The 14,306-nt window shown below is 72.0% G+C and carries 16 protein-coding genes; 8 read left to right on the plus strand and 8 right to left on the minus strand.

Annotated elements, in window-relative coordinates; genetic code table 11:
• Positions 1-34: 34 nt before the first annotated feature.
• Positions 35-1,024 (plus strand): alpha/beta hydrolase, encoded by a 990-nt coding sequence (locus tag DEJ34_RS11860; protein WP_110911725.1) that lies wholly within the window; start codon positions 35-37, stop codon positions 1,022-1,024.
• 11 nt (positions 1,025-1,035) lie between these two features.
• Here DEJ34_RS11860 and bla read toward each other — a convergent pair whose 3' ends face one another.
• From bla to DEJ34_RS11880, 4 genes are read right to left on the minus strand one after another with little or no spacing between them, the layout of a single operon-like run.
• Complete coding sequence (bla, locus tag DEJ34_RS11865; protein WP_110911724.1) at positions 1,036-2,022, minus strand: class A beta-lactamase; 987 nt, start codon at positions 2,020-2,022, stop codon at positions 1,036-1,038.
• On the minus strand, positions 2,019-2,816 hold the full coding sequence (locus tag DEJ34_RS11870) for an SDR family NAD(P)-dependent oxidoreductase (protein ID WP_110911723.1): 798 nt from the start codon (positions 2,814-2,816) through the stop codon (positions 2,019-2,021). Before DEJ34_RS11870 ends, bla begins: the two co-directional genes overlap by 4 nt.
• 47 nt (positions 2,817-2,863) lie before the next feature.
• Complete coding sequence (locus tag DEJ34_RS11875) at positions 2,864-3,775, minus strand: NmrA family NAD(P)-binding protein (RefSeq protein ID WP_110911722.1); 912 nt, start codon at positions 3,773-3,775, stop codon at positions 2,864-2,866.
• Positions 3,776-3,786: 11 nt separating this feature from the next.
• Positions 3,787-4,377, minus strand: coding sequence for a MarR family winged helix-turn-helix transcriptional regulator (locus DEJ34_RS11880; RefSeq protein WP_110911721.1), 591 nt, complete (start codon positions 4,375-4,377; stop codon positions 3,787-3,789).
• 85 nt (positions 4,378-4,462) lie between these two features.
• Here DEJ34_RS11880 and DEJ34_RS11885 point away from each other — a divergent pair, with 85 nt between their 5' ends.
• From DEJ34_RS11885 to DEJ34_RS11915, 7 genes are all read left to right on the plus strand, one after another.
• Positions 4,463-5,644, plus strand: coding sequence for an epoxide hydrolase family protein (locus tag DEJ34_RS11885; protein WP_110911720.1), 1,182 nt, complete (start codon positions 4,463-4,465; stop codon positions 5,642-5,644).
• Positions 5,645-5,790: 146 nt separating this feature from the next.
• Entirely contained in the window at positions 5,791-6,087 is a 297-nt protein-coding gene (locus tag DEJ34_RS11890) for a hypothetical protein (RefSeq protein ID WP_110911719.1), read from the plus strand.
• A 76-nt stretch (positions 6,088-6,163) separates the two neighbouring features.
• Positions 6,164-6,799, plus strand: coding sequence for a TetR/AcrR family transcriptional regulator (locus DEJ34_RS11895; protein ID WP_181420667.1), 636 nt, complete (start codon positions 6,164-6,166; stop codon positions 6,797-6,799).
• A gap of 86 nt (positions 6,800-6,885) precedes the next feature.
• Positions 6,886-9,651: an MMPL family transporter gene (locus DEJ34_RS11900; RefSeq protein ID WP_110901457.1), complete on the plus strand. Its 2,766-nt coding sequence runs from the start codon at positions 6,886-6,888 to the stop codon at positions 9,649-9,651.
• 121 nt (positions 9,652-9,772) lie between these two features.
• Positions 9,773-10,216: a MarR family winged helix-turn-helix transcriptional regulator gene (locus DEJ34_RS11905; protein ID WP_110901458.1), complete on the plus strand. Its 444-nt coding sequence runs from the start codon at positions 9,773-9,775 to the stop codon at positions 10,214-10,216.
• 48 nt (positions 10,217-10,264) lie between these two features.
• Complete coding sequence (locus DEJ34_RS11910) at positions 10,265-10,477, plus strand: hypothetical protein (RefSeq protein ID WP_110890165.1); 213 nt, start codon at positions 10,265-10,267, stop codon at positions 10,475-10,477.
• 66 nt (positions 10,478-10,543) lie between these two features.
• Positions 10,544-11,638 (plus strand): alkene reductase, encoded by a 1,095-nt coding sequence (locus DEJ34_RS11915; RefSeq protein WP_110901474.1) that lies wholly within the window; start codon positions 10,544-10,546, stop codon positions 11,636-11,638.
• Positions 11,639-11,709: 71 nt separating this feature from the next.
• Here DEJ34_RS11915 and DEJ34_RS11920 read toward each other — a convergent pair whose 3' ends face one another.
• The 4 genes from DEJ34_RS11920 to uraD are packed head-to-tail and all read right to left on the minus strand — an operon-like array spanning position 11,710 to position 14,129.
• Positions 11,710-12,306, minus strand: coding sequence for a nucleotidyltransferase family protein (locus DEJ34_RS11920; protein WP_258368367.1), 597 nt, complete (start codon positions 12,304-12,306; stop codon positions 11,710-11,712).
• 16 nt (positions 12,307-12,322) lie between these two features.
• Positions 12,323-13,279 (minus strand): factor-independent urate hydroxylase, encoded by a 957-nt coding sequence (gene pucL, locus DEJ34_RS11925; RefSeq protein ID WP_110901459.1) that lies wholly within the window; start codon positions 13,277-13,279, stop codon positions 12,323-12,325.
• 8 nt (positions 13,280-13,287) lie between these two features.
• Entirely contained in the window at positions 13,288-13,614 is a 327-nt protein-coding gene (gene uraH, locus DEJ34_RS11930) for a hydroxyisourate hydrolase (RefSeq protein ID WP_110901460.1), read from the minus strand.
• Complete coding sequence (gene uraD, locus DEJ34_RS11935; RefSeq protein ID WP_110901461.1) at positions 13,611-14,129, minus strand: 2-oxo-4-hydroxy-4-carboxy-5-ureidoimidazoline decarboxylase; 519 nt, start codon at positions 14,127-14,129, stop codon at positions 13,611-13,613. The genes uraH and uraD overlap by 4 nt, the downstream gene beginning before the upstream one ends.
• Positions 14,130-14,306: the final 177 nt, after the last annotated feature.

Here is a 14,306-nt window from a genome sequence, read left to right on the forward strand (position 1 = left end):
GTCGTCGCGCAGCGTCGTGCGGTAGGAACGAGGCATGACCGACGCGGGGTGGCACGAGGACGTCCTCGGCCCGCCGTACGAGCGACTCGAGCTCCCGCTCGGCGAGGACGCCGAAGGCCCGGTCGTCGCCACCCTGGTCCGTCGGCGGCGGACGATGACCGACCGGCTCCGACCCCACGCCGGTCCGCTGCACGACGTCGACGTCCTGTACGTGCACGGGTGGTCGGACTACTTCTTCCAGACCGAGCTCGCCGAGCGCGTCGAACGGCTCGGCGCCCGCTTCCACGCCCTCGACCTGCGGAAGTACGGGCGGAGCCTGCGGCCGCACCAGACGCCCGGGCACGTGGGCGACCTGGCCACCTACGACGAGGACATCGCCGCCGCGCTCGACGCGATCCGGGCAGAGCACCCCGGGCAGCGCCGGCGGCTCGTGCCGATGGGCCACTCCACGGGCGGGCTCACGCTGGCGCTCTGGGCAGCGCGGCACCCGGCGCTCGTCGAGGGACTCGTGCTGAACAGCCCGTGGCTCGAGTTCCAAGCCGACGCGATCGGGCGGGCGGTCGTCGCGCCGGTCATCAAGCTGGGTGCGAAGCGGAACCCCCTCGCGCCGATGCCGGCGGTCGACCCCGGCTTCTACACACGCACGGTGTCGAGCTCCGCGGAGGGGTCGTGGACGTACGACCAACGGTGGCGACCCGAACGCGGCTTCCCGCTGCACCCGGGCTGGCTCGCCGCGGTGTTCGCCGGGCAGGAGCGGGTCGCGCACGGGCTCGGCCTCACGGTCCCGGTGCTCGTCATGCTCAGCGACAAGAGCATGCTGCAGCCGCGGTGGAACGAGGGCATGTCCCACGCCGACGTGGCCCTCAACGTCGACGCCGTCGCGAGACGCGCACTGTCACTCGGCGACGAGGTGACGGTCCGCCGACTGCACGGCGCGCTGCACGACGTCGTGCTCTCGGCGGCGCCGGTGCGCGAGCGCGCCTACGACGCCGTCGAGCGGTGGTCGGCGGTGCTCCCCCGCTGACCGACCGGGGATCAGCCCTGCAGGGCGGTGCGGGCCGCGCGGGTGGCAGCGGCGACGAGCGCGTCGTCCGGCTCGGCGTCCGTGGTGTCGTGGCGCGTCATCACGACGAGCACGATCGGGTCGCGCCCGGGCGGTGTCACGATCCCGACGTCGTTCCGCACGCCGTACGACCCGGTGCCGGTCTTGTCCGCGACCGTCCAGCCCTCGGGCACGCCCGCGCGGATCGTCCCCGCACCCGTCGTCGTCCCGCGCATCAGGTCGACGAGCAACGCGCGGTCGTCGGGGTCGAGGGCACCGCCCAGCAGGACCGTGCGGAGATCGGCGGCGAACTGGGCCGGGGTGGTCGTGTCCCGCTCGTCACCGGGCACGGCCTCGTTCAGGTCCGGTTCGACGCGGTCGACCCGGGTCACGTCGTCCCCGATGCCGCGGAGCCACCGCTGCACGGCAGCCGGCCCGCCGACCCTGGCCACGAGCAGGTTCGCCGCCGTGTTGTCACTCGAGCGCACCATCGCCGCGAGCAGTGCGCGCACCGTCATGCCCGAGCCGACGTGCTGACCGGTGACCGGCGCGTAGGAGAGCACGTCGCCCTGTCCGATCGGCACGACGGCGTCGAGGTCGTCCGGTGCGGCGGCGTCGAGCACGGTCGCGGCGATGAACACCTTCGCCGCCGAGGCGAACGCGAACCGCTCGTCGGCCCGGTGTGCGACACCGACCCCGCTGCCGGTGTCGATCGCGACGACGCCGAGCCGGGCGTCGTGCTCGGTCTCGAGTGCCGCGAAGGCCCGTTCAGCGGCCGCGTCCGTCGTCGGTGCCGGAATCCTTGCCGGAGTCGACGTCGGCGTCGGCGTCGACTGTCCGGAGGTCGCGGCGGCCATCCCGGACGGGCTGTGCGTCGCATCGGACGCAGCTGCGTCCTGGCACCCGGCGATGCCGAGCGACAGGGCCACCACCGCGGCGAGCGCTGCCACCCGGGTGTGCCCGCCCCGTCGCCCGGTCACGGCAGGATCGCGTCGACGTACCCGCCGTCCGCGCGGAGCGCACCACCGGTCGTGGCGGACGCCAGCGGCGACGCGAGGTAGGTCACCATGTGGGCGACCTCCTCCGGTTCGAGCAGGCGCTCGACGAGGGACTGCGGCCGGTGCTCCCGCATGAACGTGCGCTGTGCCTGGTCCCAGGGCAGGTCGGTGCCGACCAGCTCGGCGACGAAGTCCTCGACGCCGGCGGTGTGGGTCGGTCCGGCGATCACGGTGTTGACGGTGACGCCCGTGCCCTTGACGGCCTTGGCGAACCCCCGCGTCACGGCCAGCAGTGCCGTCTTCGTCATGCCGTAGTGGATCATCTCGGCCGGGGTGACGACGGCGGAGTCGCTCGCGATGGACACCACGCGCCCGTACCCGTGCTCGGTCATCGCGGGCAGGTAGGAGCGGATCAGGCGGATCGCGGAGAGGACGTTCACCTCGAAGTAGTGGCGCCATTCGTCGTCGGTGATCGCGAACGGGTCGCGGCTGCCGAAGATCCCGAGGTTGTTGACGAGCACGTCGACGTGCGGGTGCGCGTCGAGCACCGCGGCCGCGCCGTCCGCCGTGGACAGGTCGGCGGCGACACCGACGACCTGCGCCCCGTGGACGGCATCGCGGACGGCACCGATCGCCCGCTGCACCCCGTCCGAACCGCGTCCGTTCACGACCACCGACGCCCCGGCGCGGGCCAGGTCCACTGCGATCGCGAGTCCGATGCCCTGCGTGGAGCCGGTCACCAGGGCGGTCCGGCCGGTCAGGTCGATCTGCGTCATGGCCGCCACGCTAACGGTCCTCCGTCCGGGGCGTCACGGCCCCTCCGTCACCGGGTCGCGTCCGGCTCGAGGTGTGCTCGGAGCACGTCGCGGACTGTCGTCCAGGTGTGCGGACCGTAGCGGTCGTCGTCGACGTGCCGCAGCTGCGCCTCCCCGCTGAACATGCTCACGAAGTACTGCATCCCCTGCCAGGCCGGGAACGTCTCGTCCGGGTTCCCCGACAGCCGCTTCCCGACCGCGCTCATCGCGGAGAGCGTCCCGGTCGTGCCGGCCCACTGCAGGCGGAAGGCGGTCCCGGTCAACTCGCTCATGATGTGCGCGACGTCCCGTGCCGAGATGTGGTCGCCCGCCGTCTCGACGACGCGCGGGGCGTCGTCGTCCAACGCGGTGAGGGCCACCACGCGGGCGACGTCGTCCTTCGTGGTGAAGTCGAGGACCTGGTCGGCGGAGGACCAGAACAGGACCCGGCGCCGCCCGAACAGGATCATCGGCGCCTGGCCGGTGAGCAGGTCCGTGAACATGCCGGTGAGGATCGACGTCGCGCGGACGGGCGCGGCGTCGACCTCGGCGGCGAACTCGCGTCGGAGTTCGAAGTTGCGGTTCGTGCCGGGCGTGATGCGTCGGTAGTCGGCCGAGTAGTCCGACGGGATGAAGCGCGGCACGCCGGCCGCGACGGTCGCCGCGAGCAGGGCGCGCTGCGCGTCCACGATCACGGGACGGGTCCCGCTGACGGCCGAGGCGACGACGTCGACCCCTGCCACGGCCTCGGTGAGGGCCGCGTGGTCCGTGTACGCCGCGGCGACCACGTCGACGCGCGGGTCGGCGCCGAAGAGGTCGGTGGCGGTCCCGCTCCCGGGGCGGGTGAGGACCCGGACGCGGACGTCGCGCTCCAGGAGTTCGCGGACGATGCGCTGGCCGAGGTCGCCGGTGGCGCCGGCGACGAGGACGGTACTGGTCATGGGGAGTGGCCTCACTGTGGGGTGGTCGACGAGGTCGACGAGGTGGTGGTCTGCGTGCGCCGCCGGGATCGCTCCGGGACGGCGAGGGGGTGCTCGAACGCGGGGTCGTCCCCGCGCGCTCCTGCTGTCCCTGACCCGGCGGCGAGCGCGACGCGGGCCAGGAGCCGACGCATCGTGGTCTGTTCGTCCGGCTCGAGGTGGCGCATGAGGACCTCCTCGGCGGCTCTGAGGGTCCGGCGGGTGCGGCTGAGCAGGGCGCGCCCGGCGTCGGTCGGGTGCACCTGACGGACACGGCGGTCGGTCGGGTCCGGTCGGCGTTCGACGAACCCGCCGGCCTCGAGCGCGTCGATGACGTAGGTCATCTGGGTCTTGTCGATGCCGAGTCGGTTCGCGAGCAGGAGCTGCGAGGAGGCCTCTTCCGTCGTGGTCGCCACGAGCACCTGGTAGCCGCGGGGACCGCCGGGGACGTCCGCGACCGCCACGCTCCCGAGCCGGACGTACTCCTGGAGGACGAGGGGGACGGCCCAACCGAGCTCGGTCTCGATGCCCTGCGCGTCCCAGTCGATCTCAGGGAGGTCGCCTGTCGTCACTCGATCGTCCATGCAGCAGACGGTACACCTCCGAGATCGTCTTGTGCAAAGATCATCTCCGAGCGGGAGCAAGTCGTTCCCCGACGAGGAGCCCACCATGAGCGACCAGGCCGCGATCACCCCCTTCACCCTCGACGTCCCGCAGGAGGAACTCGACGAACTCCGGCAGCGCCTGCTCGCCAGCCGGTGGCCCGATCGGGAGACCGTGCCCGACACCTCGCAGGGTCCGCGGCTCGAGAAGGTCCGCGCCCTGGTCGAGCACTGGGCGACCGACTACGACTGGCGACGGGTCGAGACGCTCCTGAACGGATGGGGCCAGCACACGACGACGATCGACGGGCTCGACGTGCACTTCCTCCACGTCCGATCGGCCGAGCCGGGAGCGCGGCCGTTGCTCCTCACCCACGGCTGGCCCGGCTCCGTCCTCGAGTTCCGGCACGCGATCGGGCCACTCACGGACCCGGTCTCCCACGGCGGCGCGCCGGAGGACGCGTTCCACCTCGTCATCCCGAGCCTGCCCGGGTTCGGGTTCTCGGGGAAGCCGACCACCCCGGGCTGGGACCTGGCGCGCACCGCACGTGCGTGGTCGGTGCTGATGCACCGTCTCGGGTACACGGACTGGTTCGCACAGGGCGGCGACCTCGGCGCGACCGTGACCGCCGGACTCGCCGCGCTCGAAGCCGCCGAGGGGATCGGGCTCGCGGGCATCCACCTCAACATGGCGCTGTTCATGCCGACCGACGACGAAGTCCGGAACGCCTCCCCGGAGGAGCAGGCGATGCTCCAGGAGAGCGGCCACTACTGGCAGGAACTGTCCGCCTACTCGCAGCAGATGGCGACGCGCCCCCAGACGATCGGCTACGCACTCAGCGACTCCCCGGTCGGCCTGGCCGCGTGGATCTACGCGATGTTCCAGGACGTCGGCGGCTCCCACGACGAACACGGCGACGCCGAGCGGCTGTTCACCCGCGACGAGGTGCTCGACGACGTGATGCTCTACTGGCTCCCGAACGCCGCGGCATCCTCGGCGCGGATGTACTGGGAGGCGAACCGGACGGGGTGGGCGAACCCCGGCACGGTGGAGGCACCGCTCACCGTCCCGGTCGGCCTGAGCATCATGCCGGGCGAGTACGTCCGACGCTCCCGCCGCTGGGCCGAACGTCGGTACACGCACCTCGTGCACTTCAGCGAGGTCGCCCGCGGCGGCCACTTCGCCCTGCTCGAGCAGCCGGAACTGCTCGTCGCCGACATCCGCGCGACGTTCCGTCAGCTCCGCTGACACCACCCGCACCGGCAGCGCCGCACACCCGGCTCCGCGTCCACGGGACACGGCGGTGACCGGGTGTGCGACGCGGCCGGACGCGTCGTATCCTCTCCGCACAGCCACGCAACGGAGCGTGACGGGACACCGGAGAGGTTCGGGCCATGACTGCTGTCGACGATGCACGCACCACTGCAGACACCACCCCATCGATCGCGATCGACCGGGACGGCGGCAAGCTGTCCTGTCCCCGGTGCGCACGTCCGCTCCGCGTCGCCCGGAACCAGTACTACGGTGTCGGGCTCGCCGTCCACGAGTGGCTGCACGTCTGCCCCAACTGCCCCTGGTTCGCATTCGCACCGTCCAGCACCGTGGAGGCGGTCGTCGCCGGCGAGCGCCGCCTCCCCCGCTGGGTGGCACTGCTGCAGCGACACGGACGGCACCGGCGCGCACCGCGCTGAGTCGACCGGGGGACGTTCCTGAGGATCGGCCCGGCGAAGATGCACCGAGTGCATCGATGCACCTAGTGTCGACGTCGTGACCCGCTCGCCCGATCGCCGTGCTGCCCTCAAGGAACGGCACCGCGAGGCGATCCTCGGCGCTGCCCGCGAGCTCATCGAAGACCGCGGCGGCGAGTTCAGCGTCGACGAACTCGCGGCACGCGCCGACGTCGCCCGGCGCACCGTCTTCAACCACTTCGCCTCGCTCGACGAGGTACGCCTGGCCGTGTGCGAGGAGGCCCTGTCCGTCATCATCGACCGGTTCCTGGCCGAGATCGCCAGCACGCCGGTCGGGGACGGCTCACGGTCGGCGATGTTCGACGAGCTCGAGTCGGCCGCCCGCGGCACCGACCTGCCGAGCGCCATCGTCCGCCTGCACCGGATCCTCGGCGAGCCGGAGGGCGACGACCCGAAGGCCACCGCCCTGACGCAGACCGCCTTCGCGCGCGTCACGGGACGCCTCCGCAGCGAGGTCGCCCGTCGCCATCCCGCAGCTGATGCCCTGGACACCGCCCTGCTGGTGGACTCGTTGATGAGTGGCATCGTCGTGATCGCCGACCACTGGCTCACGACCACCGGACCGCGGCTCGACGACGACGCCCGGGCCGCCTGGGACGCACTGCTCGGGCGGCTCGTGCACAGCGTCCGCAGCGGCTACCTCCCCGAATCCTGACCTGCTCCACGACCACTCCCCCGGGGTCCACCGGCGCACCCCACTCCGACCAACAACCCTCCACCACGAAAGGAACGGCGCCCAGCATGGCCGGTCTCCTCTACCGCCTCGGTCGCTTCGCGGCCCGCCGACACTGGACGGTGATCATCGCCTGGATCGTGCTCATGGCGATCGCCGGTGTCACCTTCAGCCTGTTCTCGGGCACGATCTCCTCCGCGATCTCGATCCCCGGCACGAAGACCAGCCAGGTGCAGGACGAACTCGCCGACAAGTTCCCGAGTGCGAACGGCGGCAACGGGACGATCGTCTTCCAGACGAAGGACGGCGGGGCCTTCACGAGCGCCCAGCGGGACGACGTGCAGGCGTTCCTGACGGACCTCGAGGACCTGCCGGGGGTCAAGGGCACGACCGACGGCTTCGCGACGCAGCAGCGACTCGACGACCAGCGGCAGAAGATCGTCGACGGGCGCAAGGAGATCAGCGACGGGCGGAAGGAGCTCGAAGACGGTCAGGCGCAGCTCGACGCCCAGAAGGAGCAGCTGGAGTCCGGCAAGCAGCAGATCGCGGACGCCCAGGCCCAGCTCGACGCGCAGAAGGCCCAGGCGGAGGCCCAGGCCAGCGCCGCCGGTGCCGCCGCGGCTGCGAGCCCCGCCGCCCAGGCGCAGGCACAGGCCGGCCAGCAGCAGCTCGAGCAGGCGCAGGCGCAGATCGACGCCCAGCAGCAGCAACTCACGGCGGGCGAGCAGCAGCTCGCCGACGCGCAGAAGACCATCGACCAGAACACGCAGAAGCTCGAGGACAGCGAGCGTGACCTCGAACAGGGTTCCGACCTGCTCGACCTGTCGAAGGACATCCGCTTCGTCTCGTCGGACGACTCCGCGGCCATCGGCACGGTGCAGTTCACGAAGTCGACCTACGAGGTCCCGCAGACCACGAAGCAGGAGATCTCCGACCGCGCCGAGGCGGCGACGATCAGCGGCGTCGACGTGTACGTGTCCAACGACATCGCGCAGGGTGTGCCCTCGATCCTGGGACCGGGCGAGATCATCGGCGTCGTCATCGCGGCGCTCGTGCTGTTCCTCATGCTCCGCACCGTCATCGGTGCCGCGATCCCGCTCCTCAGCGCGGTGCTCGGCGTCGGCGTCGCCACCCTCGCGTCGCTCTCGTTCTCGGACCTCGTCGAGTTCATCTCGGTCACGCCGGTCCTGGGGGTGATGCTCGGCCTGGCCGTCGGCATCGACTACTCGCTGTTCATCCTCAACCGGCACCGGACGCAGCTGAAGCAGGGCATGGGCGTGCACGAGTCGATCGGGCTCGCGAACGGCACCTCGGGCAACGCCGTGGTCTTCGCCGGCACGACGGTCATCGTCGCGCTCCTGGCGTTGAACATCACGGGCATCCCGTTCCTCGGCCTGATGGGCACGGTCGGGGCGGTGGCGGTCCTGTTCGCCATCCTCATCGCGACCTCGTTCACGCCGGCACTGCTGTCGCTGCTCGGCCTCCGGATCCTGCGGAAGAAGGAGCGCCAGCAGATCGGCAACACCGGGTCCGTCCGGGTGCCGAACAAGCCGATGTCGACCTGGCGCGCGGTCATCACCCTCATCGCGGGCGTCGCCGTCCTCGGCACGATCGCCCTCCCCGCCACGCAGATGCGACTCGGTCTGCCCTCCGGGTCGTCCGAGGCGGTCGAGTCCAGCCAGTACAAGGCGTACAAGACGCTCGAGCAGGAGTTCGGCGCCGGTCAGAACGGTCCGCTGCTCGTCGTCGCGACACTGCCGCAGGCGGTCAGCGAGGACGACGTCACCGCGACCGAGGTCACCATCGGCCAGGCGCTCGCGGAGAACGACGACGTCGACGCCGTGCTCCCGATCGGCGCGTCGAAGGACCGCACGATCATCGCCTTCCAGGTGAAGCCGAACGGCGGCCCGGACAGCGTCTCGACCGAGGAGCTCGTCAAGGACCTCCGCGCCCAGAGCGTCTCGACCGATGACGGACGGGTGGAACTCGGCGTCGCGGGCAACGCCAGTGCGAACATCGACGTGTCCGAGAAGCTCGCGAACGTGCTGCCGCTCTACCTGGCGGTCGTGGTCGGCCTGTCGCTGATCATCCTCATCATCGTGTTCCGGTCGTTCCTGGTGCCGATCACGGCGACGGCGGGGTTCATCCTGTCCGTGCTCGCCTCGTTCGGTGGCCTGACCGCGATCTACCAGTTCGGCTGGCTCGGCAGCGTGTTCGGCGTGCACGACCCGGCACCGATCCTGAGCTTCCTGCCCATCATCGAGATCGGCATCCTGTTCGGGCTCGCGATGGACTACCAGCTCTTCCTGGTCTCCGGCATGCGTGAGGCGTACGCTCACGGGGCCAGCGCGAAGGTCGCGGTGCAGCGCGGGCTGCACGCCGGCCGCGCGGTGGTCACGGCGGCCGCGATCATCATGATCTCGGTGTTCGCGGGCTTCATCTTCTCGGAGTCGTCGACCATCAAGCCGATCGGGTTCGGTCTGGCGTTCGGTGTCCTGCTCGACGCGTTCGTCGTCCGCATGCTGCTCATCCCGGCCGTGATGCACCTGCTCGGTCGGAGCGCCTGGTGGATCCCGAAGTGGCTCGACCGGATCCTGCCGGACGTGGACGTGGAGGGCGCGAAGCTCGAGCGCATGCAGCCGGTCACCGGGCACCGCTCCGTCGCGGACGGCAGCACCCCGGCCGCCACGGGACAGGCCGACGCCGGACAGGCAGCGACGGACCCCGTCGGCGATGCGCAGTCCGGCGGCGGCCACCACGGGTCGCACGCCGCTCCGGCGGAGCCGGACGCGCCGACGCACGGTTCGGGACACCCGCCGGCGCACCGCGCGTAGGCAGCAGCGCCACCGCCTGGAGGCCCGGTGCCGGTCCACGAGACCAGCACCGGGCCTCCTGTGCGTCCGGTCGCTGGCACCGCTCGCGCGACTCTTCGTGCACGAAGGGTACGGTGGCTGCATGGCGAACACCGCGACGGACCCGCTCTCCCTCGACCGGCAGCTCTGCTTCGCCCTCGCGGCCACGAGCCGGAGCGTCGTCGGGCTCTACCGCGAGCTGCTCGAACCGATGGGCCTCACCCACCCGCAGTACCTCGTGATGCTCGCCCTGTGGGAGCGTGACCCGCGCTCGGTGCGGGAGATCGCGACCGACCTCCGTCTGGAGTCCGCGACCTTGAGCCCACTCCTGAAGCGGCTGGAAGCGTCGGGCTACGTCCGTCGTGGCCGGAGCACCGAGGACGAACGACAGCTCGCGGTGTCGCTGACGACCGCGGGGCGCGCACTCCGCGACCGCGCCGAAGCAGTCCCGGTCACCGTCGCGGCACGGCTGGGATGGCCGGTCGCACGGCTCGAGGCGCTCAAGGACGAACTCACCGCACTCCTGGAGGTCGTCGACGCAGTCTGAGGCGAACAGCGAGTACACTAACGATCAGGGTAAGAACGGAAGGCAGCCATGGGACGCTTCGCCCGGTGGTACGAACGCTGGAACACGACGCTGATCGACAAGATGGGCCCGTCACAGATCGGTGCCGGCCACCCCGAGGGGATCGACGACCGGACCGTCGACCGCGAGTGCCCGATCTGTCACCAGCCGCTGTCCCTGCACACCGTGATCCGGCCGGAGGGCCAGGTGCGCTCCTCCACCCTCGTCTGCCCGCGCCGCTGACGCCGACGGACCGCTGCGGCGCGTGAAGTCGGAATACGCAACACGGCGCTCGTGTTCCCGCTCCACGTGAAGCTCTTCGAACCCGCCGCCCTCGGCGCCCTCCGACTCAGCAACCGCATCGTCATGGCACCGCTCACGCGCACCCGCGCCGGTGAGCACGGCGTCCCGAACGACCTGCTCGTCGAGCACTACGCGCAGCGCGCGAGCCTCGGCATGATCGTCACCGAGGGCACCTGGCCCGTCCAGGAGGGCCGCTCGTACCCCGGGCAGCCCGGCATCGAGACCGAGGAGCAGATCGCCGGCTGGCGCCGCGTGGCCGACGCCGTGCACGAGCGCGGCGGCACCATCGTCATGCAGCTCATGCACGGCGGCCGCGTCTCGCACCCCTCGATCGCGCAGACCCCGCGCATCGTCGGCCCGAGCGCCGTCGCCGCCCCCGGTCAGACGCACCTGGCCGACGGCTCGAAGGCCGACATGCCCGTCCCCCACGAGCTCACGACCGACGAGGTCGCCGAGGCAGTCCAGGGCTTCGTGCAGGCCGCCCGCAACGCCATCGCCGCCGGCATCGACGGCGTCGAGGTGCACGGAGCGAACGGGTACCTCGTGCACGAGTTCATGTCGACCCACTCGAACATCCGGACCGACCAGTACGGCGGCTCGCCGGAGAACCGCGCGCGCTTCGCAGTGGAGGTCACCACGGCAGTCGCCGAGGCCATCGGCGCCGACCGCACCGGCATCCGCCTGTCCCCGGCGCACGGTATCCAGGGTGTCGTCGAGGACGACGCCGACGACGTGCGCGCCGTCTACAGCGCGATCGCCGAGGGGCTCGCACCGCTCGGCCTCGCCTTCATCGACGTCCTGCACGCCGACCCCGCCGGTGACCTGGTGCAGCACATCCGTCGGACCGCCGGTGCGCCGTTCGTCGTCAACTCCGGCTTCAGCGCGATGACCACCCGCGACGAGGCGGTCATGGTCGTCGACGAGGACATCGCCGACGCCATCGCCGTCGGCCGCCCGGCCATCGCGAACCCGGACCTCGCCGAGCGCTGGGAGCAGGACGCCGAGCTCAACGAGCCGCGGCCGGAGCTCTTCTACGGTCAGGGCGCCGAGGGCTACACCGACTACCCGACACTCGCCGAGGTGCGCGCGTCGGTCGCGTAGTCGTCGCCTGCGCAGACGGGAGGCCCGGTACCGGTGGTACCGGGCCTCCCGTCGTCCGTGCCACGCCCGGCTCACCGGCGGCCGGGTCCCGGCCGGTCGTGGTCGTGGCCGTCCCACAGGTCGCCGCACTCGACCCGCTCGGCGCCGGCGGACCGCAGGTACGGGCCAGCTCCGAGGTCCCCGTGGAGCACCGCCGCCAGCGGCCCCCAGTGCACCCGCCCCACGAGGACGGGGTGCCCCGGGCGTCCGTCGTGCACGGCTCGGCGTAGGGCCCTACGACGATCACCCGGCACGTCGAGCACACGCCGGACCGCCGCGACCGGCAGGTCCGGCAGGTCGACGAGGGACACGACCACCGCGGCGGCCCCGTCGCCCTCCCTGACGACGGCGAGCCCGGCGGCGAGCGACGCCCCCATCCCCTCCGCCCACGCGGAGGCGACCACCGTGCGGACCGACGGCCGGTCCGGGACCAGCGGACGGGCCTCCCGGGCGGACGCCCCGAGCACGACGACGACCGCGTCGCACCCGCCGGCGAGCAGCGTGTCGACCGCCGTGGTGACCCACGGTCGCCCGCCGGCGTCGCGGACCAGGGCCTTCGGCATGCCCATGCGGGTGCCCGCCCCCGCCGCCAGCAGGAGGCCCGTGGTGCCCCCGGCGCGGTCGCTCACCGGGGAACTGCCCCGGTCACACGAACCCGGGCAGCGCTGTCCACGCAGCGGGCGCCTCGGCCACGCCGTCCCGGACGACCGAGCCGGAGATGAGGCCGTACGGGCGGTCGGCGGCGAAGAAGACCTCGCCCGGGTTGTCGAGCCCGAACGGCGCGAGGTCGACGAGGAAGTGGTGCTTGTTCGGCATCGAGAAGCGCACCTCGGCGATCTCGGGGAACGCCTCGATCGTCGCCCGGCCCATCGCGAAGAGCGTCTGCTGCAGCGCGAGGGAGTGCAGTTCCGCGAAGGTCGCGAGCATGGTCTCGAGCACGCCGGCGTACACGGCGTCGTGGTCGATGCCCGCCGCGACCGCGTCCGGCAGGTACCGCCAGCGGGCGGTCACCGAGGTCGCGAGGATCCGGTCGTCGGTCTCGGCCAGGGTGGTGTAACCGTCCCGCGGGAAACCGTGGAACTCGCTGCCGGTGGACTTGAGCACCGTCAGGTCCGTCACGCCGGCGATGACGTGCACGTCGTCGCCGTCGACCTGGACGACCGCGGTCCGGGTGCCGGCACCGGCCCGGACGAAGGCGTGGTCGTGCTCGCGGCCCGCGACGGCGATGCGTTCCCACGTGTGCTGCTCGGCGGAGAGCGTCGCGCCGTCGTACCAGTCGAACGCCGTGGTGAAGTGTCGGGCGAGCCGGAGCAGGAACTCCTCGGGACTGTGCACCCCGTGCTCCCGGGCGAAGGCGTACACGGTGTTCTTCTGCGTGTCGGTCGCGACGACCTTCGCGTTGTCGCCGTCCGTGTAGGAGTCGGCGAGCGCCGCGCCGCGCAGCTGCGTGGTGACGGTGAGGTCCTCGATCTCGTGCCGGTCGGTGTCGCGGGTGACCCGGACCAGGCGGACCTCGGCCTTCCCGTACTGGTTCGCGCCGAGGTGCACGGTCGTCGGGACGGACGTGCTGGTGGTGGTGTCGGTCGTGGTGGTGTCGGTCATGGTCGGGGTCAGCTCCCTCGGTAGGTGGAGTGGGCGAACGGACTGAGCAGCAGGGGGACGTGCAGGTGCACGGGGTCGTCCGGCACCGTGAGCACGACGACCACGCGGGGGTGGAACGCCGGCAGGTCGAGTCCGGCCCAGTACGCGCCGGTGGCGAACGTCAGCGTCCACTCCCCCGGCGGCAGGCGGTCCGGGCCGAGCGCGGCGATGCGGCCGTCCGGGTCGGTGGTGCCGGACGCGACGAGCACCCCGTCGGCGTCGACGAGCGTGACGGCGATGCCCGCGGCCGGTCGACCGTGCGTGGTGTCGAGCACGTGGGTGGTGAGGTGGCTCATGCGACGCTCCTGGCGAGTCGGAGGAGGGCGATCTCCCGCAGCTGGTCGGCGACCTCGGTGCGTTCGGTGTCGTCGTCGTTGCCGAGTCGTCGGCGGAGTTCGGCGAGGACCTGGTCCGCGGTCCGCCCGGCGGCCCGGACCAGGAACACCCGGTCGAACCGCGCTTCGTAGTCCGCGTTCCCCTGCCGGAGCGCCGCGGCGGTGGCCACGTCGGCACCGGCGGACGCAGCCTGCTCGAGCCGGGAGGCCGTTGCCGCCGCCCCGTCACCGACGGGACGGTCACCGATGCGCGGGTGCTCGGCGAGCGCGGCCTCGACCTCGGCGTCGGTCCACGTGCGTGCGAGCCGGTCGGCCGCCGCGGTGAGGGCGCCGACGGTCCCGAACGGACGACCGGCGAGCACGGCCTCGACCCACCGGGGCACGGCGGCCCAGGACGTCACGAGTGCACGGGCGTCGGCGTCGTCGAGTCGGTCGAACACGTGGACGACGACGGGGGTGGACAGCGGAACGGTCATGTCCCGGAGGATGGCACCCCCGTGTTTCGGGCAGGCGTCGAGCAGGTCACGGCTCCGGCGCGGCGACCGCCACCGGCTGTTGCTTCCCCGAAACGGTGCTGAAACACCGGTTCCCTACGGTTGCCGACATGGCATGGAACCGGGGCATGATCGCGCACGGCCGACGAGTCGGTGCGC

This window comes from Curtobacterium sp. MCPF17_050, from assembly GCF_003224435.2.
In the GTDB taxonomy this organism is placed as follows: Bacteria; Actinomycetota; Actinomycetes; order Actinomycetales; family Microbacteriaceae; genus Curtobacterium.

Coding starts and splice junctions, on each gene's coding strand:
- DEJ34_RS11890 (WP_110911719.1), top strand. CDS start 5,791: ATGACTGCTGTCGACGATGCACGCACCACTGCAGACACCACCCCATCG.
- uraD (WP_110901461.1), bottom strand. CDS start 14,129: ATGACCGTTCCGCTGTCCACCCCCGTCGTCGTCCACGTGTTCGACCGA.
- DEJ34_RS11880 (WP_110911721.1), bottom strand. CDS start 4,377: ATGGACGATCGAGTGACGACAGGCGACCTCCCTGAGATCGACTGGGAC.
- DEJ34_RS11870 (WP_110911723.1), bottom strand. CDS start 2,816: ATGACGCAGATCGACCTGACCGGCCGGACCGCCCTGGTGACCGGCTCC.
- pucL (WP_110901459.1), bottom strand. CDS start 13,279: ATGACCGACACCACCACGACCGACACCACCACCAGCACGTCCGTCCCG.
- DEJ34_RS11910 (WP_110890165.1), top strand. CDS start 10,265: ATGGGACGCTTCGCCCGGTGGTACGAACGCTGGAACACGACGCTGATC.
- DEJ34_RS11905 (WP_110901458.1), top strand. CDS start 9,773: ATGGCGAACACCGCGACGGACCCGCTCTCCCTCGACCGGCAGCTCTGC.
- DEJ34_RS11885 (WP_110911720.1), top strand. CDS start 4,463: ATGAGCGACCAGGCCGCGATCACCCCCTTCACCCTCGACGTCCCGCAG.
- uraH (WP_110901460.1), bottom strand. CDS start 13,614: ATGAGCCACCTCACCACCCACGTGCTCGACACCACGCACGGTCGACCG.
- DEJ34_RS11860 (WP_110911725.1), top strand. CDS start 35: ATGACCGACGCGGGGTGGCACGAGGACGTCCTCGGCCCGCCGTACGAG.
- DEJ34_RS11875 (WP_110911722.1), bottom strand. CDS start 3,775: ATGACCAGTACCGTCCTCGTCGCCGGCGCCACCGGCGACCTCGGCCAG.
- DEJ34_RS11900 (WP_110901457.1), top strand. CDS start 6,886: ATGGCCGGTCTCCTCTACCGCCTCGGTCGCTTCGCGGCCCGCCGACAC.